Source organism: Kitasatospora sp. NPDC096128 (assembly GCF_040303105.1).
Classification (GTDB): Bacteria; Actinomycetota; Actinomycetes; order Streptomycetales; family Streptomycetaceae; genus Kitasatospora.
On the sequence record NZ_JBEOSP010000027.1, the window covers coordinates 1 to 19,310 of the forward strand.

Consider the following 19,310-nt stretch of genomic DNA (forward strand, 5'->3'; position numbering starts at 1 on the left):
CCCGCCCGGCCCCCCGCCCCCCCCCCCCCCGGCGCCCGCGGCCGCGCCCCCGCCCCCCGCGGGGGGCGGGCCCCCCCCCCGCCCCCCCCGTCCGGGTGAGGCCGCCGCAGCGCCCCGGCGGGCGCCCGGGACCGGCAGCGAGAGCGCCGGGGCGCCGTTCGTGCCCGTCCGACCGGGCGCGGAGCGGCTCGGTAGGATACCTACCGGACGGTTCACGCCCGTCGCCCCGTCGGCCCCCATAGGATCGGCCGCTGCCGAGGTACAGAACTTTCCAGGGAGGCTGCGATGGCCAGGCAGGCCCGTGCGCTGGCGACCCGCCAGACGGTACTCCTCGCGGCGGCCGAGGTGTTCGACGAGCGGGGCTACGCCGCCGCCACGATGTCCGAGATCCTGGACCGGGCCGGTGTCACCAAGGGCGCGCTGTACTTCCACTTCCGCTCCAAGGAGGAGCTGGCACTCGCCGTGATCGAGGGGCAGGGCCTCTGGATCGCCTCCTGGGAGCCCTCCTCGGACAGCCCGGTGCAGACCCTGATCGACCTCGGGTACGCGTTCGCCCGCGCGCTCCAGGAGGACCCGCTGGTGCGCGGCAGCATCCGGCTGACCATCGAGCACGGCAGCTTCACCCAGCCGCAGATCGCCGCCTACCAGGGCTGGATGGACCTGGTCCGCGAGCTGCTGGAGCGCGCCCGGGAGGCCGGGGACCTCCACCCGGGGGTCGACCTGGTGGCGGCCGCCGGGGTGATCACCGGGGCGGTGACCGGGATCCAGCTGAGCTCCCAGGTGCTGGCCGACCGGCAGGACCTGATCCAGCGGATGGCCGACCTGTGGACGCTGCTGCTGCCCGGCCTCGTCCAGCCGCACGCGCTCGCCCGGCTGAGCGTCGCCGAGCGCGGCTGAGCCCCGCCTGGGCTGCGGGTACGGGCTGAGGGCACGGGCTGCGGGGCCGGGGGCACGGGCTGCGGGCTACGGCTTCCGGCCGGCGGGGCCCGGCGCGGCCCTGCGACCGGCCGGGGTCAGACCCGGTAGCCCGCGCAGTCGCCCGGCCCCACCAGGGCCGGCAGCGCGGCCGCCCAGAGCCGCCGGACGGCCTCCGGCTCCGGCCGGCCGACCTCCTCGGCGGCCAGCAGCACCTGGCCCGCCACCACCGCGGTGAGCAGCTCGGCGCAGGCCCGCCGGTCAACCCCGGGGCGCAGCTCGCCGGCCCCCTCGGCCCGGTCCAGCAGCCGGAGGACGACGGCGGTGAGGCTGCGCCAGGCGGTGTCCGCTCCGGCGGGGGCCCCGGCCGGCCGCGGTCCCTGGCGGCCGAGCCGGACGCCGGCCCGCACCACCACGTCCTCGCGCAGCAGCCGGGCCAGCTCGTGCGAGAAGTCGATCAGCCCCTGGACGGCCCGGCCCTCGGTGCGCAGGGCGCGCAACGCGGCCGAGCCGATCTCCCGCCCCGCGGCGGCCCGGACGCCGTCGGCCAGGGCCTGCTTGGAGACGAAGTGGAAGTAGAGGGCGCCCTTGCTCACCCCGGCCCGGCGGCTGATGTCGACCAGGCTGGCGGCTTCGAACCCGACCCCCGCGAAGGTGTCCGCGGCGGCGAGCAGCACGGCCTGCCTGGTCCGCCCCGCGCGTTCCTGCTTGACCACTGACCCCTCCGGACTCCGCCGGACGCGCTCCCCGCCCCACCCGGCTGCTGTCGGCGCGCCCTCGGTCGGAGGCGGCACCTCGCATGCGGACGGCACTGGCCGAAACCGCATGGTTGGTATCTAATCTAGCGCCTGTGTCGACCCCGCCGTCCAGCGGGGACCGCCCCCCGCCCAAGGTCTGCCCTCCCCGTTTCGGGCATTCCCGCAGACCAGGGGCCGGGTAGCGTGGTCGCTCCGGGTCGAACGGCGAGGCCACCCCCGACCGTAGAAGACAAACCGGGTGGTATGTATGTTCTGCTGTGGGGCGTCCGTGGCGGGCGCTCGACCGACACCCTGGAGCTGGGGCCAGTCATGCCATTGATCGTAGAGCCGGACGCCCACGGTCCGTACGCCCACCCCGGCTCCGGCCACGGCACCGGCCCCGACGCCGGCTACGACTTCCACGACCGGACCGTTTCCCGGCACCTGGTGCACCGCGCCTCGGTCTCCGAGGTCTTCCTCACCGGCTGGCAGGCCACCGGCCCGTACGACTTCCTGCTCGGCGCCCAGTGGCCCCGGCTGCACGGCTTCTACCGGCTGCCCGGCGACCGCTACCACGACCCGGTGCTGATGGCCGAGACCGTCCGGCAGGCCGGGCTGCTGATCGGCCACGCCGGCTTCGGGGTCCCGCGCGGTCACCACTTCGTCATGGAGGAGCTCGGCTATGCGCTCGGCGAGGCCGGCCTGCCCGGCCTCGCCGTCACCGCCGACCCGGCCTCGCTGATGCTCACCGTCGGCTGCCAGGACGTCCGGATGCGGCACGGCCGGCTGGCCTCGCTGCGGGTGCACGCCGAAGTCACCCGGAACGGCCGGCGGATCGGCCACGGCGCCGGCCAGCTGCGGGTGGTCACCCCCGCCTCGTACCAGCGGCTGCGCGGCCCCGACCGGCGCGCCGTCGCCCCGCCCCGCCCGCCGGAGCCCGCCGCGCCCGAGCTGGTCGGCCGGGCGCAGTCCGCGGACGTGGTGCTCAGCCCGACCCTGCGGCCGGACACCTGGCTGCTGCGCGCCGACGCCGGGCACCCGGTGCTGTTCGACCACGAGCTCGACCACGTGCCCGGGATGCTGGTGCTGGAGGCGGCCCGGCAGGCCGCCCAGCGGCTGCACCACCCCGAGCCGGTGGTGCCGGTCGAGCTGGTGACCTCCTTCGACCGCTACATCGAGCTGGACCGGCCCTGCTTCGTGCAGGCCGTCCGCGAGCGGGCGGCGGACGGCCGCCGCACCCCCGTCCTGGTCCGACTGCTCCAGGACGGGCGGACGGCGGCCGAGTGCCGACTGCTCACCGAGCCGGTCGACGGTCCGCGGGTGCCGGTCCGGCGGGACGCCTTCGAGGGCCGCCCCGCCGCGACCGGCCTGCTGCCGCTGGCGAGTTGAGGGTCAGGCGGGATGAGGCTCAGGCGGGATGAGGGTCAGGCGGCCACCAGTGCGGCGGGCCGCCGCCCCGCGTGCATCACGCTGAGGTTGGCCGCGAGCCGGACCGGGTCCTGGGCCAGCCAGAGCCGCAGTGCCGCGCCCAGGGCCGCGCTGGCCGACTCGATCCGGAGGTCGGTGATCTGGGCGATCCGGGCCGCGCCGGGCACCAGCAGGTCGGCCAGCGCGGTCGGCAGCCAGACGGTCAGCGCGCACGGCGCCGGCGTCGCGAGGGCGCTCAGCAGCCGGTAGGCGTCCCCCGGTGCGCTGAGCGTGGGGATGATGTCCAGCAGAGCGTCGGCCGCCACTTCGGACACGTCGCTCCGGTGTCCCTGGGCGAGCCGTCGGAGCAGCATGCGCTCGGCGGCGGTGATTCGGACGGTCAGCATGACCTCGTCGCACTCCATTGCGCGATTCCTCCTCGTTCCTCCCCGTACCGGCACGGACGGCCGGCACGAACTACCCCTTGTTGCACCTCGGCCCGGCTACCTCCTGCGGAAAGCCGGGCCGATGGGTGTGTGCCCCCGGTCAGATCCCCGCGTACGAGTGCTTGCCGGTGACGAAGATGTTCACGCCGTAGTAGTTGAAGAGCCAGCAGGCGAAGGCCCCCAGCGCCAGGTACGCGGCCTTGCGGCCCTTCCAGCCGGCCGTCGCGCGGGCGTGCAGGTAGCAGGCGTAGGCGACCCAGGTGATGAACGACCAGGTCTCCTTCGGGTCCCACTCCCAGTACTTGCCCCAGGCGGCCTCGGCCCAGATCGCGCCCGCGATGATGGTGAACGTCCACAGCGGGAAGACCAGGGCGTTGATCCGGTACGACAGCTTGTCGAAGGTGGACGGGGCGGGCAGACGGTTGCAGACCGACACCCGGACCCGGGCCAGCCTGATCCGGGTCTTGCTGTACTTCCCCTCGGCCGACCGCGCCGCGCCGGGCCGCAGGAACTCGTAGAAGCCGGCGTCGGCCTTCTTCCGGAACGAGTCCTGGAACAGGTACAGCAGCGTGGCGATGAACGCCGCGTAGAAGGCGCCGCCGCAGAAGATCGCGGTGGAGACGTGGATCGCCAGCCAGTACGAGTGCAGCGCCGGGACGAGCTGCTCCGAGTCGGTGTACAGCACCTGGGTGGCGATGCCGAGGGTCAGCAGCACCGCGACGACGACCGGCAGGCCGAGCCAGCGGACGTTCTTCCGCGCGGCCAGCAGCACCAGGTACGCCGCCGTCATCGCGAACGCGAAGGCGCAGGAGAACTCGTACATGTTGCCCCACGGCCAGCGGGAGACCGAGAGGCCGCGGGTGACGATGCCGCCGCCGTGCAGCAGCACCGCCAGGACGGTGAGCGAGACGGCGATCCGGCCCGCCAGGTCGGCCTTCTCGCTGGTGCCGGCCGCGCCCGGGCCGTCCTCCTCGTCCGCGCCGCGCCCGGTGGTGACCACCGTCGCGCCCTCGCCCGCCACGGCGGTGCGGGTCAGCGTGGTGGTGCCGCCGCCGGCGCCCGCCACGGTGACGGTGACCTTCTTCACCGCCTTGCCCGCGGCCGGCTGCCCGGCCGCGGCGACGGTCTCGGCCAGACTGCCCGCCTGCTCCTTCGAGCGGACGGCGACGGCACCCTTGCTGCCGAAGGTCCACTCGATCATGTGGGCGAACATGGCGAGCGTGTAGACCGCCATCGCCGAATAGATCAGCTTGTTGGAGAGGTCGGCCAGCTGTGGGTCGACTCCCGAGGCGAGGTGCACCGTCTACTCCTTGGAGTTCTGGTCGGCAGGGGCTGTGGGGTCTTCTGCTGCGGAGTCTGCTGCTGCGCTGTCTCCCGCCGGGAGGTCCTCGGCCGGGAGCTCTTCGGCCGGCAGGTCCTCGGCCGCGGGCTCCTGGTCCTCCGACGCCGGGGCGTCGTCCTGGAGGTCCACCGCGAGTTCGGCCAGCTCCTCGGCGATCTTCGCCGACTCGCTGCGGGCCAGGCCGGCCAGTTCCACCTGGGTGCCGCCGCCCGGCAGGGCCACCGCCCGCACCCAGATCCGGCGGCGCTGGATGAACAGCGAGCCGATCAGGCCGAGGATCGCCAGGACCGCGCCGGTCAGCGCGATCTCGTTGCCGGGGCGGTGCGAGACGTTGAAGCTCGCCCACTGCTTGTAGCCCTCGAAGGTGACGGTGCCGTAGCCGTCCGGCAGGGTCCAGCCCTGGCCGGGCTTGAGCAGGGCCTTGGCCGGCTGGCCGTCCTGCTGCAGCTGGGTGAGCTTCGAGGTGTTCAGCTGGTAGATGTTCTGCGGCAGACCGGAGTCGGTGCCGAGGTCGCCGGCGAAGGCGTTCAGCACCAGCTCGGGGGCGGCGTCGCCGGGGAACAGCGAGATCGGGCCGGTGCCGGCGAAGCTCAGCGGGGCGGTCGGCAGGAAGAAGCCGGAGAAGCCCAGCTGGGTCTTGGTGCCGTCCGGGCCGACGCCGTAGTCGGAGGCCTTCACCACACCGGTCGAGGTCAGGTTGGCGTCCTGCGGCAGGAACGGCACGACGTCGTGGTAGACCACGTCGCCCTTGCCGTTCTTCACGGTGATCACCGGGGCGTAGCCGTGGCCGATCAGGTAGACCTTGCTGCCGCCGATCTCCAGCGGGTGGTTGACCTCGATCGTGCCCTTCTTCAGCTTCGACTCGTCGCTGCCCTCGTAGTACTCCACGTTCGCGGTGAACTGCCGGGCGGCGCCCATCTGGTCACCGGTGTTCTGGAACTTCGAGGTGAAGTCGTCGAGCTTCAGGTAGAAGGGGTCGAGGTCCTGGTTGCCGTAGAACCGGGTGCCGGTGAAGTCGTCGAGCTGGGTGATGGTGTTGGAGTAGCCCTGGCCCTCGACCATCAGCTTGCCGCCGGTGCCGGAGGCCAGGCTGGACCAGGCGAAGCCGCCGAGCAGCGCGAACAGCGACAGGTGGAACAGCAGGTTGCCGACCTCGCGCAGGTAGCCCTTCTCGGCGGCCACCGAGCCGCCGGACAGGTTGGCGCGGAAGCCGCGCTTGCGCAGCAGCCGGTGCGCGGCCGCGGTCACCCGCTCCGGGTCCGCCCCGGTGCGCCAGGCCGCGTGGACCGGCATCCGGGTCAGGTTGCTCGGGGCGGCCGGCGGCTGGGAGCGCAGCACGCCGACGAACTGCCAGGTCCGCGGGATGATGCAGCCGGCCAGCGAGACGAACAGCAGGATGTAGATCGCGGAGAACCAGACCGAGCTGTAGACGTCGAACAGCTGGAGCTTCTCGTAGATCGGCGCGACGGTGGTGTGCTGCGCCTTCCAGGTCTGCACCTTGAACTGGTTCTGGCCGTTCTGCGGGATCAGTGACCCCGGGATGGCGGCCAGCGACAGCAGGAAGAGCAGGATCAGGGCGACCCGCATCGAGGTCAGCTGGCGCCACATCCAGCGCGCCCAGCCGAGCACCCCTATGCCGGTCGGCCCGTCGGACTCGACCGGCGCGGTGCTGAGCCGCTCGGCGGCGGAGTCGTCCGGCGCCGGGGGCAGCTCGGTATCGGTCGTGGTCTTGCTCACGGTCAGATTCCGATCTGGGAGTCGGCGGTCCAGGACTGCAGTTCGCTCATCCAGGAATCCCAGATCCCGGTGACGAGCAGCAGACCGACCGCGACGAGCATGCCGCCACCGATCCGCATCACGAGCGGGTAGTGCCGCTTGACCCACCCGAAGGCGCCCAGCGCCCGGCGGAAGGCCAGCGCGGCCACGATGAACGGTACGCCGAGGCCCAGGCAGTAGAAGGTCATCAGCAGGGCCCCGCGCGCCGCGTCCGCCTGGTTCAGCGACAGGGTCTGCACGGCGGCCAGGGTCGGGCCGATGCAGGGCGTCCAGCCGACGCCGAACACCATGCCCAGCAGCGGCGCGCCGACCAGGCCGACGGCCGGGCGGCGGTGCGAGCGCACCTCGCGCATGCTCAGGCCGGGGACGAGGCCCATGAAGGCCAGGCCCATCACCACGGTGAGCGAGCCGAGCACGATCGAGATGACCCGCTTGTGCTCCTGCAGGGTGTTGCCGAACTGGCCGAACAGCGCCCCGCCGGAGACGAAGACCACGGTGAAGCCGAGGATGAACAGCGTCGCCCCGAGCAGCATCCGGCCGCGCTTGGCGCCGCGGGCGTCCGCGAGGTCGGCGGCGGAGAAGCCCGTCACGTACGACAGGTAGCCGGGCACCAGGGGCAGCACGCAGGGCGAGAAGAAGGAGACCAGCCCGGCCGCGAGCGCGATCGGCGCCGCCGCCAGCAGCGCGCCGCTCTGCACCGTGGTGAAGTTGTCGGCCAGCGGGAGGGCGGCCGGGTGCAGTGGCCCACTCACTGCTGCTGCTCCGCGACCACCGGCTGGACGATCGACTCCAGCGCCTCCTGGGTCGTCCCGCCGACGGCGCGGGCGGCCAGCCTGCCGTCGCGGTCGACGATCAGGGTGGTCGGGATGGACTGCGGGTTGAGGCTGCCCTTGGGGAACTTGAGCAGCTGGGTGCCCGCCGGGTCGAAGATGCTCGGGAAGCTGACGCCCTGCTCCTGCTCGAAGCGGACGGCGTTGGTCTTGTCGGTGTCCCGGGTGTTGATGCCCAGGAACTGGACGCCCTTGTCCTTGTACTCGTCCGCGACGGCCTGGAGGTTCTTCGCCTCGGCCCGGCACGGCCCGCACCAGGAGCCCCAGACGTTCAGCACCACGACCTTGCCGCGGTAGTCGGAGAGCTTGACCTGGTTGCCTTCCAGGGTCTCCCCGGAGATGTCCGGCGCGTCCCCGCGCTTGCCGGTGTCCGCCTTCGACAGGTTGGTCCCCTTGACGGTCACGAAGCCGACCTGTCCCTCACTGCTGCTCGACGAGCCCGAGGAGGAACAGCCGGTGAGGACGAGCGCAGCGGCGGCGACTGTGGCGGCGGCTGCGGCGACACGGGGACGGGGGCGCGTCATGGCAGACATGTGAAAAGTTTCGCATGGAGTTCCGAGCCGGTTCGCCGGGGTCCCGCCTTGCGTGTCACACCCACTCTGACCTGCGAAGACTTCGGGCCACCAGGCGCTCGCCGGGTGACCCGAAGTCATACTTACGCACCGCTTACGGGCGTCAGGCGCCGAAGCTCTTACCCACCGGCTTGTCGCCCTTACGGCCCTTGCCGACCAGGTGCGCGGGCAGCAGGTCGCGGGCCGGCTCGCGGTACCCGACCGAGACGATGCTGTCGCCCTCGAAGGTGAAGCTGGTCAGCGAGGCCAGCGAGCACTGCCGGTTGCGGGGGTCGTGCCAGAGCCGGCGGCGCTCCACGAAGGAGCGCAGGATCCAGATCGGCAGCTGGTGGCTGACGCAGACCGCCTCGTGCCCGCGGGCGGCGTCCCGGGCGGCGCCGAGCGCGCCCATCATCCGCACCACCTGGTCGAGGTACGGCTCGCCCCAGGAGGGCTTGAACGGGTTGGTCAGGTACTTCCAGTAGCCCGGGTTGCGCAGCGAGCCGTCGCCGACGCCGAAGGTCTTGCCCTCGAAGACGTTCTCCGCCTCGATCAGCCGCGGGTCGGCCGCGACCTCCAGGCCGTGCGCCTTGGCGATCGGCTCGGCGGTCTCCTGGGCCCGCTCCAGCGGGGAGGCCACCACGTGGGCGATGTCCCGTCCGGCCAGGTCCTCGGCGACCCGGTCGGCCATCTGACGGCCCAGCTCGGACAGGTGGTAGCCCGACAGGCGGCCGTACAGCACGCCCTCCGGGTTGTGCACCTCACCGTGGCGCATCACGTGGACGACGGTGATCTCTTTGGCGCTCACTTCTCGACTGCTCCTGTGGTCTGGGAAGGGATCAGGCCGTGGCGGCGGCAGCGGCGCGGGCCGCGGCCGGCAGGGCGGCGGCGATCCGCTCGATCGCCCGGGCGTCGTGGGTCGCCGAGACGAACCAGGACTCGAAGGCGGACGGCGGCAGGTAGACGCCCTCGGCCAGCATCGCGTGGAAGAAGGCGGTGAAGCGGAACGCCTCCTGGGTCTTGGCCTGGTCGTAGTCGGTGACGGCCGCCTCGGTGAAGAAGACCGAGAACATGTTCCCGGCGGTCTGCAGCCGGTGCGCCACGCCCTCCTTGGTGAGCGCCTCGGAGACCAGGCCGGAGATCTCGGCGGAGACCCGGTCCACCGTCGCGTAGACCTCGTCGGTGCAGCCGCGCAGCTGGGCCAGGCCGGCCGCGGTGGCGACCGGGTTCCCGGACAGGGTGCCGGCCTGGTAGACCGGGCCGGCCGGGGCCAGGTGGGCCATCACGTCGGCGCGGCCGCCGAAGGCCGCGGCCGGGAAGCCGCCGCCCATGACCTTGCCGAAGGTCAGCAGGTCCGGCGCCCAGCCCTCGTTCGCCGCCTCCAGGCCGTACCAGCCGGCCTTGGAGACGCGGAAGCCGGTCATCACCTCGTCGGAGATGAACAGCGCGCCGTTGTCCCGGCAGAGCCGGGCCAGGCCGGCGTTGAAGCCGGGCAGCGGCGGGACGACGCCCATGTTGCCGGGCGAGGCCTCGGTGATCACGCAGGCGATCTCGCCCGGGTGGGCGGCGAAGGCCTGCTCGACGGCGGCCAGGTCGTTGTACGGCAGCACGACGGTGTCGCCGGCCTGGGCGCCGGTGACGCCCGGGGTGTCCGGCAGACCGAAGGTGGCCACGCCGGAACCGGCGGCGGCCAGCAGCGCGTCCACGTGACCGTGGTAGCAGCCGGCGAACTTGACCACCTTCGCCCGGCCGGTGAAGCCCCGGGCGAGCCGGATCGCGGACATGGTGGCCTCGGTGCCGGAGGAGACCAGGCGGACCTGCTCGACCGGGGCGACCCGGGAGACGATCTCCTCGGCCAGCTCGACCTCGCCCTGACCGGGCGTGCCGAAGGAGGTGCCGCGGGAGACCGCCTGCTGGACGGCGTCGATCACGGCGGGGTTCGCGTGGCCGAGGATCATCGGACCCCACGAGCACACCAGGTCGACGTACTCACGGCCGTCGGCGTCGGTGAGGTAGGGGCCGGTGCCGGACACCATGAAGCGCGGCGTGCCGCCGACCGCGCGGAAGGCGCGCACCGGGGAGTTGACGCCGCCGGGCGTGACCACGGAGGCGCGATCGAACAGCGACTGGGACTGGGGGGCTTCGTAGGGGTAGCTCACGGGAGACATGGTCTCAAATCGTGTCCTTGGGCTCTGCATGTCGGGCCCGATCATCTGGAACGATGATCCGGGCACCGTTGTCTGTACGGTTGTCCCTGACGGTCGTCCGTGGTGGTGGTGTACGGGCGGGGCCGCTGGCTGTTCCGGAGCACGGACCAGTCAGACTGTGTGCACAGGTGCGCGAGCGCTCCGGTTGTGTGCAGGGGTGTGGAGAGGACTGCCGCGTACCGAGAGTGGGTACGGCGGCGCATGACGGGTAAGGAGCACGTCCGGCGGGACGCCGGGCGTGCGGGGGTCTGTCGATTCCGGCGAATTCCGGTGAGGATGGTCCGAGTGTCCGAGGCGCAGGACGGCTTCGACGAGGCCGCGGGTGGCTCCCGTGGGCCCGCCGAGACCGCACGCGGGGGTACGGGAGCGGGTACGGGTCGTGGCCGCCGCGGCGGCGAGAGGCGGGGTGAGGGACGCGTGGGGGTGACGTACAAGTACTTCGGCGCACCGGACCGCGCCACCGCCGCCAGAGTCCCCACCGCCCTCGGCCCGGGCGGCCTGGGCCTGGACGCCGGTGAACTCGGCGCGCTGGGGCGGCTCGGCGACCTGATGGAGACCAGCGGCTCCCCCACCGGCCACCTCTCCACCAAGATCAAACCGGAGACCATGAGCGCGATGGTCCTCACCGGCATCCAGGGCGTCCCGCTGCACCAGGTGCCGCCGCTGGAACTCGTCGTACTGCACCCCGACTACGCCGTCGTCCAACTCCCGCACAACGTGGTCGAGCCGCTGCGCAAGGCGGACGAGACCGAGCTCGGCGCGGCCGCCTTCATCTGGTCCACCGTCCCGGACCGGCGCGGGCCACGCGACGCCTTCGTGATCTACAGCATGCTGCACGAGTGGCAGGACTTCGCCAACCGGCTGCACGACGCCGGACACCAGCTGTACTGCCTGGTCTGGCCCTGAGCGCGCCGGACCCCGACCGCTGAACGGCGGCCGGGGTTCATCGGGCTGACGGCCCGTCAGCTCTTCGCGGCGGGCCGGAGCACCAGCGCCGCCAGCAGCAGTGCCACCGTCAACAGCCCGGCGGCCACCGCGAAGGCGAGCCGGAAACCGCCCGCCAGCGCCTCGGCGGCGGGGTGCCCGGCGGCGGCCAGCGCCCCGCCGCGGCCGTCGGCGAGGGTGGTGAGCACGGCGACGCCGAGCGCGCCGCCGACCTGCTGGGTGGTGTTGAAGAGGCCGGAGGCGGTGCCCGCGTCCTCCGGGCCGGCGCCGGACATCCCGAGCACGGCGAGCGCGGACAGCACCAGCCCGCCGCCGCCGATCAGCAGCATGGTCGGCAGCAGGTGGACCGGATAGTCGGCGTCGGTCGGCAGCCGGACCAGCAGGCCGAGCGCGACGACCAGCATCGCCAGGCCGACGAGCAGCACCGAGCGCTCACCGAACCGGGCGCTCAGCCGGGCGGAGAGCAGCAGCGACACCGCGGCGATGGCGACCGCCGCGGGCAGCATCGCGAGGCCGGTGGCGGCGGAGCCGTAGCCGAGGACCTGCTGCAGGTAGAGGGCGACCATGATCTGGAAGCCGAACATCCCGGCGATGGTCAGCAGTTGCACGGCATTGGCGCCGGAGACGTTGCGGGAGCGGAACATCCGCAGCGGCAGCAGGGGCCGGGCGGCCCTGGCCTGACGGAGCAGGAAGCCGGCCAGCAGGGCGAGCGAGAGCGCGCCGAGGCCGAGGGTGCGGGCCGAGGTCCAGCCGTGCCCGCCGGCGCCGACGATGGTGTGGATGCCGAGCATCAGGGCGGCGGTGATCAGTACGGCGCCCGGCACGTCGGCGCCGGCCCGCAGGCCGGGGCCGTGGTCGGGCGCCAGGACCCGGACGGCGAGCAGGACGGCGGCGAGGCCGAGCGGCAGGTTGATCAGGAAGATCCAGTGCCAGTCGAGGGCCTGGGTGAGCACCCCGCCGAGGACCTGGCCGATCGAGGCCCCGGCCGCGCCGACGAAGCTGAACGCGCCGATCGCGCGGCCGCGTTCGCCGGGTTCGGGGAAGAGCGTGACGATCATGCCGAGGCTGACCGAGGAGGCCATCGCGCCGCCGACGCCCTGGAGGAAGCGGGCGGCGATCAGCACGCCCTGCCCGGTGGCGAAGGCGCAGAGCAGCGAGGCGGCGGTGAAGAGGGCGAGTCCGGCGACGAAGACCCGCTTGCGGCCGATCAGGTCGCCGAGCCGGCCTGCCAGCAGGAGCAGGCCGCCGAAGGCGATCAGGTAGGCGTTGACCGTCCAGGTGAGGTCGGCGGGCGAGAAGTGCAGGTCGTCCTGGATGGCGGGCAGCGCCACGGTGACGATCGAGCCGTCCAGGATGATCATCAGCATGCCCGCACAGAGCACCGCGAGGGCCAGTGCGCGGGAGCGGGCGGGGGCCGCGGGCGCCGTGTCGGGCGCGGTCGGGACATGGGTGGTCATGGCGGGTCTCCCGGTTCGTCGAGTACCGGGAAGGACGCTATCAGATTGTTTTGTTCGGGACTATCTATCTCAGGAGCAGATTGCGAGCGTGCCTCACCCACGGGAGCGACGGGCCCGGCGGACCGTCCGTTCGCTCTCGACCGGTTCCGCCAGGTGCCCGCCCACCAGGCGGGTCAGGGCCGAGACGAAGGCGTCCTGCTCGGGCCGCGGCAGCGCCTCCAGCAGCTCGCGGTGGACCCGGTCGGCGATCGCGGTGCCCTGCTCGACGGCGCGCTCGCCCGCCTCGGTGACCGAGATGATCCGGGCCCGGCGGTCGGTGGCGGACGGGCGGCGCTCGGCCAGTCCCGCCTTCTCCAGTTCGTCGACGGTGACGACCATGGTGGTCTTGTCCAGGTCCGCCAGCTCGGCCAGCTGGATCTGGGTGCGCTCGGTCTCCTGCGCGTGGAACAGCACGCAGTACGCACGCGGGGTGATCCCGAGCTCGGTGAAGGCGGCCGCCATCCGGGTCGCCAGCACGTGGCTCGCGTGGTCCAGCAGGCCGGAGATGTCGCGGATCTGGCGCACGGGCGGGGTCGTCGTCATACGTCCGAGGTTAGCAACGGCCCGTCCGCTGTCGGATGATCCCGTAGCCAACCAACACCGGGCTTACGGGATACCCAACTCGAACAGCGCATAGCCCGCGTACCAGCCCGCCGCGATCGCCGGCATCGCGAACAGCCCGATCAACGAGGGGGTCCGCACCTTGCGCAGCGCCACCGCCAGCCCGATGAACAGCGGGAAGGCCGGCAGCAGGTAGCGCGAGATGTTGCCGAAGATCTGGTTGCTGCTCAACGCGGTGAACACGGTCATCGCGGTGTAGACCCAGAGCACCAGCGGCGGGCGGGCCCGCGCGAGCAGGACCACCAGGCCGGGCAGGGCGATCAGCAGGGCGATCGCGATCAGGTCCGGCACCGGATTGGACTGCCAGAAGTCCCAGTGGCCGGTGATCACGTCCATGACCGTGCGCACGGTCGAGGCGCCGAAGTCGAAGTAGCGGTTCCAGGCGCCGCGCTGGAGCTTGAAGTAGCCGCCCCAGTCGCCCATCCGCCAGCCCACCCAGGCAACGTAGCCGAACAGGCCCCACGGGGTGATCAGCATCGCGGTCAGCGGGCGGGCCACCCCGTCGGTGCGGCGCACCAGCGCGACCAGCGCGGCGATCGACACCGCCGCGATCAGCGCGGCGGCGGTCGGCCGGTTCAGGCCCGCGACCAGGGCCAGCAGCCCGGCCGCGAGCCAGCGGCGGGTCATCACGCAGTAGCAGGCCCAGGCGGACAGCGCGACGAACAGCGAGTCCGAGTAGACCGCCCACTCCACGCCCGAGCCCGGGAACAGGCCCCAGATCACCGCGGCGATCACGCCCGCCCGGAAGCCGGCCAGCCGCTCGGCGATCGCGAAGATCCCGGCCGCGGCGACCAGCGAGGCGAGCACCGAGACCACGATCCCGGAGCCGTACGGGCCCAGCCCGGTGACCGCGCCGACCAGCCGCATCAGCCACGGGTAGAGCGGGAAGAAGGCGGCGGAGTTCTCGTAGTAGGTCGCCAGCGGGAAGCCGTGCAGCTCGATCAGCTGGGGGTCGTAGCCGTTCTCGGCGATCCGCTGGTACCAGACGCCGTCCCAGGTGCCCAGCACGTCCCAGGCGTGGGCGCCGCCGCCGCGGCCGGGCTGCTTCTTCAGGTAGTCGCCGGTGTGCTCCAGCAGCATCAGGAAGACGGTCAGGCCGATCGCCTTGACCACCGCGTACGCGCCCAGCGCGGGCGCGAAGCGGTCCACCAGCGCCATGAACCGGCCGGGCGCGCGGCCCGTCCGCTCCTCGGCCGGCTCCCCGGACACGGCCACCGGCTCGGCGCTGGACGGTTCGGTGCTGGACGACTCGGTGCTCGATGCCGTGCTCATCTGCTCTGGGTACTCCCCGCCCCGCTCTTGGTGCGCGCGGCTCCGGCGCAACGACGTTCCCAGGAGCCTACGGCACGCCCCGCGCCCCGACCCGCCCCCGCCCGCACCGCGAAAACCCGTGGCGCCCGCCGACGGCGACCACGACGATGCCCCCATGCCGCTCCAGCCGCCGAAGCACCAGATCCGGGCGCTCCACACCGCCGACACCCTCACCGTCTACCAGGCCTTCCCGCCGGAGATCGCCGAACCGGCGGCCGCCGAGGGGCGGTTCCCGGAGGCGTTCCGGCGGGACCGGATGACCTGGATCAAGCCCTCGTTCCTCTGGATGATGCACCGCAGCGACTGGGGCCGGAGCCCCGGCCAGGAGCGGGTGCTGGCGCTGGAGATCAGCCGTGAGGGCTTCGACTGGGCGCTGGAACGGGCCGTGCTGAGCGGCTACAGCGGGCGGGTGCACGCCTCGCAGGCCGCCTGGAAGCGGGAGCTGCGGCAGAGCCCGGTGCGGGTGCAGTGGGATCCGGAGCGCGGGCCGGACCTCGGCGCGCTGGAGTGGCGGGCGATCCAGGTCGGGCTGCGCGGCGAGGCGGTGCGGCGCTACGCGGACGAGTGGATCCGGGGGATCACCGACGTCACCGCGCTGGCCGGGCGGGTGCGGCTGGAGCGGAACCCCGCGCTGTTGCCGGTGGAGACGCCGTACCCGGTGGGTGCGGCCGTCGCCGCCCGGGTGGGGGCGGCGACGGCCTGAGCGAGGTCAGCCGTGGAGGTAGACGATGCCGAGCTTGGTGAGCTGCCAGAGCTGGGCGGGGGCGCCGGTGTCGGTGGCGAGTTCGATGTAGGGGTTGCCCTTGGCGTCGAGGGTGGCGCCGGCCGCCAGGACCTTGGTCGGGTCCGCCGAGTCGGCGATCTCGTAGGTGCCGTTGCCGGCCGGCTTGAACACCCAGTGCTGGTTGGCGCCGCCGTTGCAGCCCCACTGCTGGATCCGGGTGCCGGCGGCGGTGGAGGCCGCGTTGGCGTCCAGGCACATGCCGCGGTTGCCGCTGAAGTCCAGCTCGTAGCTGCCGCCGGCCTTGGCCTCCAGGACGAAGGACTGGTTCAGCCCGCCGGTCGCCGGGTAGCTGATGGCGGCCCGGCCGTTGGTGGAGTCGCCGTACGTGCCGCCGCCGGTGAGGTCGAGGGCGTTGCCGGTGGCCGCGTTGGTGAGCTGGTACCAGGAACCGTCCTCGGGGACGTCGCCGAAGGGTTTCCCGGGGGTGAGCGGCTGGATCGAGGTGGTGTTCTGCTGGTTGAGCGTGCAGTACGCCTCCGCCTGGTCCGGCTTCGCGAAGAACTGGCCGAGGCAGACGCCCTCACCGCGGTAGCCGGCCACCCGCAGGTGGTACGACTGGCGGACCATGTTCATGCACAGCCCGGGGATGCCGATCTGCGAGTCGCAGCCGTTGCGGGCCCATTCGGAGAGGTTGATGACGTCCCCGTTGCTGTACTCGTACGGCGAACTCGTCCACTCCGCGCACACCTCATGCCCGAAAGCGACCCTCCGCTGGTCCAAGTACCGTACGCCGGGCACCTGTTCGGCCGCGCCGCGGAGCGCGTCGCTGAAGGTCGGCACCACCCAGTCGTGGCCCCAGGCGAGGTCCTCGGGGAAGGCCGGGCAGCCGTCGGCGATCTTGCCGAGGTAGTCGTTGCGCCGGATGTCCGGGGTGATCGGGTTGAAGTACGACTGGTAGACCAGCTGGTACGAGGAGTCCGCGTAGCCGGCCCTGCGCATGGTCTGCCGGATGTTCTGCAGCGCCGCGACGACCTTGGGCTGGACCGCCTTGGCCCGGCGGCGGATCTCGTCGCTGCCGATGGTGTCCCGGCAGCCCTGGTCCTTGGGGATCGGGAAGTACTGCGCGAGGCAGTGCATCATGATGCCGCTGAAGTCGAAGTCGTCGTTGGCACCGATGGTGACCACGACCATCTTCACGTCGTACTTGGCCGCCGTGTCGGCGAGTTTGACGTCCTGTTTGGGCTCGCCGTAGTCCCCGCTGCCGCCGCCGGTGGTCTTGGCCAGCTCGGGGTCGCTGACCAGGTCGCCGGTCTGGGCGCCGGAGCAGGCGAGGTCGATCGGGGTGACCCCGGGGATGTCGGTGACGAAGATCTCCGACTTGGGGTGCCGGTGGCAGTAGTCGGTGGGGGTGTCGGTCTCCGGGAAGTAGCCGTCGTTGGTGTCGGTGCCCGCACCCTCGCCGGAGATGGCGCTGTCGCCGAGGGCGACGATCGCGGCCGGGCGGGTGGGTGCCGGGGCGGGGGACGGTGCGGAGTCGGCGAGGGCGGCGGGGGCGCCGGCCAGGCCGAGGGTGGCGACGAGGACGCCGGCGGCGAGCAGCGCGGCGGACCGGGACGAGCCCGTTCGCGTTCGCCGCGCCGCGGACGTGCGGAACCTGATCACACGCGACTCCTTGCGGGGGTGGGGGCCGCCCGGCCGGGGGTGCCGAGCGGTGCGGAGCAAGAGAGGTGCCGAAAAAGTGAGCAGGTCTCACATTCTAAGTACTGACAAGTAGTCCAACAAGGCTTGTGACAGCACCGGGGGCCGACCCCGGACCGCACCGCGGCACGCAAAAGAGCCGCCGTCCCGCGCCCCAGGAGGGAAGCGCGGAACGGCGGCTCTCACCGGCCGAACCGGGGGTGGGTTCAGCCCAGGTTGGCGCAGTGGTTGCCGAACGCAGGGTTCAGCAGGCCGACGACGTCGACGCTGTTGCCGCACAGGTTGACCGGAACGTGCACCGGGATCTGGATCTGGTTGCCCGAGATGACACCGGGGGAACCCGCGGCGACACCCTCGGCACCGGAGCTGGCCATGGCGGTGCCGGCGCCGGCGGCCACGATGCCCACCACGGCCGCGCCGACGGCGGCGGTCTTCTTGATGCTCATGCGAGCCTCCTGACTGTTCATACAGAGATGCACGGGGAGTGCGACATCTAGAACGACACCCGTCCGGACCGGTTGCGACGGTGCCCGCACTGTCACCCGTCCGGCCCAATGGGGCTGCTGACCGGCATTCGGGTGATCGCCGGACCGGACCGTTTCCCCGCGCGCACTGCCTCGTTCTCCCTCACGAAGACGATCCATCCGGCCCTGCTCAACGAAACGAGTACCGCCCATGCGCAGCTCGCCCACGGCCTCGACGGCACCGCGGCCCACGGCAAGTCGGTCGACATGGCGGGCCCCCCAGAACCCGGCGTTCGGCGACTCCGCCTGAACGCCTGACCGGGAATTCCTGGTCGCGTCTCCGCCCGAAACCCTCCCGGCCGTGCGGGAAGGTTTCGCGAGGCGCTGGAACAACGCGGCGGCTGCGTCGACGCCCGAGCCATGGGCGGAACGCGCCGGTGTGCGCCGCCGGAGTGACATTCACGGCAATCCCTGAACCCTTCGGGTGAGTATTCGTGCCCGCCCGAGTCCCGACATTTCCTTCCGTCGGGCAGAAATCGAAGGAAGAAACATGCGTAACCTCAAGAAGGCCGCCGTCCTGACCCTGGCCACCACCGGCCTGGTGCTCGGTGCCGCCGGCGGCGCGTTCGCCAGCTCCGGCGCCGAGGGCGTGGCCGCCGGCTCCCCCGGCGTGCTCTCCGGCAACCAGATCCAGGTGCCGATTCACATCCCGCTGAACGTCTGCGGCAACACCGTCAACATCATCGGCCTGCTGAACCCGGCGTTCGGCAACTCCTGCGCCAACGTCGGCTGAACCCGCGGTCGCCGACCCGGCGACAGCTGATTCACCGAGCCCGTGCCGCGCCCCGCAGCGCCGGGGCGCGGCGCGCTCCACCCGTGTGTGATCGAGGAGATCAACCCCCATGCAGAACGTGAAGAAGGTCGCCGTCCTCTCCGCCGCCGCTGCCGGCCTGGTGATGGGCGCGGCGGGCTCCGCCGCCGCCAGCTCGGGCGCCGAAGGCGTGGCCGCCGGCTCCCCCGGTGTCGTGTCCGGCAACCAGATCCAGGTCCCGGTGCACATCCCGATCAACCTGTGCGGCAACTCCATCAACCTGATCGGTGCGCTGAACCCGGCCTTCGGCAACAGCTGCGCCAACGTGGACGTGCACCCGCAGCCCGCGGACGACTGCTGATCCCCGATCGGCACGTGTTCCGGCCGTACTGCCCCCCGACCAGCCGGCCGGGGGGCAGTTCGGCATCCCCGGACGGGACGTCCGGAAGCTCAGGGCCCCTCCCTCGGGTTACGTCGGGCCGGGCCCCACTCCACCGAAGGGTGATCCGCATGGTTTCGAAGAAGGGCGGGGCCGGGCTGGCCGCCGCCGTGGGCGCCGTGGTGCTGCTCGGCGCCGGCTCGGCGCAGGCCGCCACCGCCGCCCCGGGGCAGGAGCCCGCCGCGGGCCCGGCCACGCTGGCGAAGACCGACGTCGGGCAGGCGCTGAACGGGACGACGGCCGGCCTCGGCTACGGCGTCGCGCCGATCAAGAGCCTGCGCCTGGACCCGTGGGCCAACTCCTCGGCCGACGTGCTCAACAACGGCGCGACCGTCAAGCCTGACCAGGGCCTGGCACCGGTGGGCACCGGCACGCTGACCGGACCGCTGAGCGCGGGCGGCGGCGTCAAGGACCTGCCGCTGGTCGGCGGCCTCTCCGGCGTCCTGCCGGGCTGACGCGCAGGACACGCCGGACGCGCCGGAGCCCGGCACCCCGCCTGGTGGCCAGGGGCCGGGGTGATCCAGTACGGGTGCGGCGCCCCGGGCCGGACCCGCCGGATCAGCACGATCGAGGCCGGGCCGTGCGGGTCG

At 72.6% G+C, this 19,310-nt stretch carries 21 protein-coding genes; 8 read left to right on the plus strand and 13 right to left on the minus strand.

Annotated features, from left to right (window positions below):
• The first annotated feature begins 285 nt into the window (after window positions 1–285).
• Complete coding sequence (locus ABTY61_RS26860) at window positions 286–897, plus strand: ScbR family autoregulator-binding transcription factor (RefSeq protein ID WP_350507648.1); 612 nt, start codon at window positions 286–288, stop codon at window positions 895–897.
• 116 nt (window positions 898–1,013) lie between these two features.
• Here the strand turns inward: ABTY61_RS26860 and ABTY61_RS26865 are convergent, their stop codons facing one another.
• Window positions 1,014–1,631, minus strand: a complete 618-nt coding sequence (locus tag ABTY61_RS26865) for a ScbR family autoregulator-binding transcription factor (protein ID WP_350507649.1) — start codon at window positions 1,629–1,631, stop codon at window positions 1,014–1,016.
• A 351-nt stretch (window positions 1,632–1,982) separates the two neighbouring features.
• On the opposite strand from ABTY61_RS26865, the gene ABTY61_RS26870 reads away from it, so the two are divergent.
• Window positions 1,983–3,041: a ScbA/BarX family gamma-butyrolactone biosynthesis protein gene (locus ABTY61_RS26870; RefSeq protein ID WP_350507650.1), complete on the plus strand. Its 1,059-nt coding sequence runs from the start codon at window positions 1,983–1,985 to the stop codon at window positions 3,039–3,041.
• A 35-nt stretch (window positions 3,042–3,076) separates the two neighbouring features.
• On the opposite strand, the gene ABTY61_RS26875 is transcribed toward ABTY61_RS26870, so the two are convergent.
• The 7 genes from ABTY61_RS26875 to hemL all read right to left on the minus strand — a co-directional run bounded on the left by ABTY61_RS26875 (window position 3,077) and on the right by hemL (window position 10,172).
• On the minus strand, window positions 3,077–3,484 hold the full coding sequence (locus tag ABTY61_RS26875; protein ID WP_350507651.1) for a hypothetical protein: 408 nt from the start codon (window positions 3,482–3,484) through the stop codon (window positions 3,077–3,079).
• Between the two features lie 121 nt (window positions 3,485–3,605).
• Complete coding sequence (gene ccsB / locus ABTY61_RS26880; protein ID WP_350507652.1) at window positions 3,606–4,805, minus strand: c-type cytochrome biogenesis protein CcsB; 1,200 nt, start codon at window positions 4,803–4,805, stop codon at window positions 3,606–3,608.
• 3 nt (window positions 4,806–4,808) lie between these two features.
• Entirely contained in the window at window positions 4,809–6,590 is a 1,782-nt protein-coding gene (gene resB / locus ABTY61_RS26885; RefSeq protein WP_502895441.1) for a cytochrome c biogenesis protein ResB, read from the minus strand.
• Window positions 6,587–7,375, minus strand: coding sequence for a cytochrome c biogenesis CcdA family protein (locus tag ABTY61_RS26890; RefSeq protein ID WP_350507654.1), 789 nt, complete (start codon window positions 7,373–7,375; stop codon window positions 6,587–6,589). The genes resB and ABTY61_RS26890 overlap by 4 nt, the downstream gene beginning before the upstream one ends.
• A complete protein-coding gene (locus tag ABTY61_RS26895; protein ID WP_350507655.1) occupies window positions 7,372–7,986 on the minus strand; it encodes a TlpA family protein disulfide reductase in 615 nt (204 codons plus the stop codon). Before ABTY61_RS26895 ends, ABTY61_RS26890 begins: the two co-directional genes overlap by 4 nt.
• 142 nt (window positions 7,987–8,128) lie before the next feature.
• A complete protein-coding gene (locus tag ABTY61_RS26900; RefSeq protein ID WP_350507748.1) occupies window positions 8,129–8,779 on the minus strand; it encodes a histidine phosphatase family protein in 651 nt (216 codons plus the stop codon).
• Window positions 8,780–8,843: 64 nt separating this feature from the next.
• Window positions 8,844–10,172 (minus strand): glutamate-1-semialdehyde 2,1-aminomutase, encoded by a 1,329-nt coding sequence (hemL, locus tag ABTY61_RS26905; RefSeq protein WP_350507656.1) that lies wholly within the window; start codon window positions 10,170–10,172, stop codon window positions 8,844–8,846.
• A 462-nt stretch (window positions 10,173–10,634) separates the two neighbouring features.
• Between hemL and ABTY61_RS26910 the strand changes: the two genes are divergently transcribed.
• On the plus strand, window positions 10,635–11,117 hold the full coding sequence (locus ABTY61_RS26910; RefSeq protein WP_350507657.1) for a hypothetical protein: 483 nt from the start codon (window positions 10,635–10,637) through the stop codon (window positions 11,115–11,117).
• Between the two features lie 56 nt (window positions 11,118–11,173).
• Here ABTY61_RS26910 and ABTY61_RS26915 read toward each other — a convergent pair whose 3' ends face one another.
• From ABTY61_RS26915 to ABTY61_RS26925, 3 genes are all read right to left on the minus strand, one after another.
• Window positions 11,174–12,613 carry an MFS transporter gene (locus tag ABTY61_RS26915; protein ID WP_350507658.1) on the minus strand — a complete coding sequence of 480 codons (1,440 nt, stop codon included), beginning with the start codon at window positions 12,611–12,613 and terminating at the stop codon, window positions 11,174–11,176.
• A 93-nt stretch (window positions 12,614–12,706) separates the two neighbouring features.
• Entirely contained in the window at window positions 12,707–13,195 is a 489-nt protein-coding gene (locus ABTY61_RS26920; RefSeq protein WP_350507659.1) for a MarR family winged helix-turn-helix transcriptional regulator, read from the minus strand.
• A 63-nt stretch (window positions 13,196–13,258) separates the two neighbouring features.
• Window positions 13,259–14,545, minus strand: a complete 1,287-nt coding sequence (locus ABTY61_RS26925; protein ID WP_350507660.1) for a glycosyltransferase family 39 protein — start codon at window positions 14,543–14,545, stop codon at window positions 13,259–13,261.
• Window positions 14,546–14,699: 154 nt separating this feature from the next.
• Between ABTY61_RS26925 and ABTY61_RS26930 the strand changes: the two genes are divergently transcribed.
• Entirely contained in the window at window positions 14,700–15,287 is a 588-nt protein-coding gene (locus ABTY61_RS26930) for a DUF4291 domain-containing protein (protein WP_350507661.1), read from the plus strand.
• A gap of 6 nt (window positions 15,288–15,293) precedes the next feature.
• On the opposite strand, the gene ABTY61_RS26935 is transcribed toward ABTY61_RS26930, so the two are convergent.
• Entirely contained in the window at window positions 15,294–16,970 is a 1,677-nt protein-coding gene (locus ABTY61_RS26935) for an RICIN domain-containing protein (protein ID WP_350507662.1), read from the minus strand.
• A 242-nt stretch (window positions 16,971–17,212) separates the two neighbouring features.
• Window positions 17,213–17,452 (minus strand): chaplin, encoded by a 240-nt coding sequence (locus ABTY61_RS26940; RefSeq protein ID WP_350507663.1) that lies wholly within the window; start codon window positions 17,450–17,452, stop codon window positions 17,213–17,215.
• A 108-nt stretch (window positions 17,453–17,560) separates the two neighbouring features.
• Here ABTY61_RS26940 and ABTY61_RS26945 point away from each other — a divergent pair, with 108 nt between their 5' ends.
• From ABTY61_RS26945 to ABTY61_RS26960, 4 genes are all read left to right on the plus strand, one after another.
• Entirely contained in the window at window positions 17,561–17,788 is a 228-nt protein-coding gene (locus tag ABTY61_RS26945) for a hypothetical protein (protein ID WP_350507664.1), read from the plus strand.
• A gap of 232 nt (window positions 17,789–18,020) precedes the next feature.
• The gene (locus ABTY61_RS26950) at window positions 18,021–18,263 is read left to right on the plus strand and encodes a chaplin (protein WP_350507665.1); all 243 of its coding nucleotides are present in this window, start codon (window positions 18,021–18,023) and stop codon (window positions 18,261–18,263) included.
• Between the two features lie 109 nt (window positions 18,264–18,372).
• Entirely contained in the window at window positions 18,373–18,642 is a 270-nt protein-coding gene (locus tag ABTY61_RS26955) for a chaplin (RefSeq protein WP_350507666.1), read from the plus strand.
• A 149-nt stretch (window positions 18,643–18,791) separates the two neighbouring features.
• Complete coding sequence (locus ABTY61_RS26960) at window positions 18,792–19,175, plus strand: hypothetical protein (protein ID WP_350507667.1); 384 nt, start codon at window positions 18,792–18,794, stop codon at window positions 19,173–19,175.
• The last annotated feature ends 135 nt before the right edge of the window (window positions 19,176–19,310 follow it).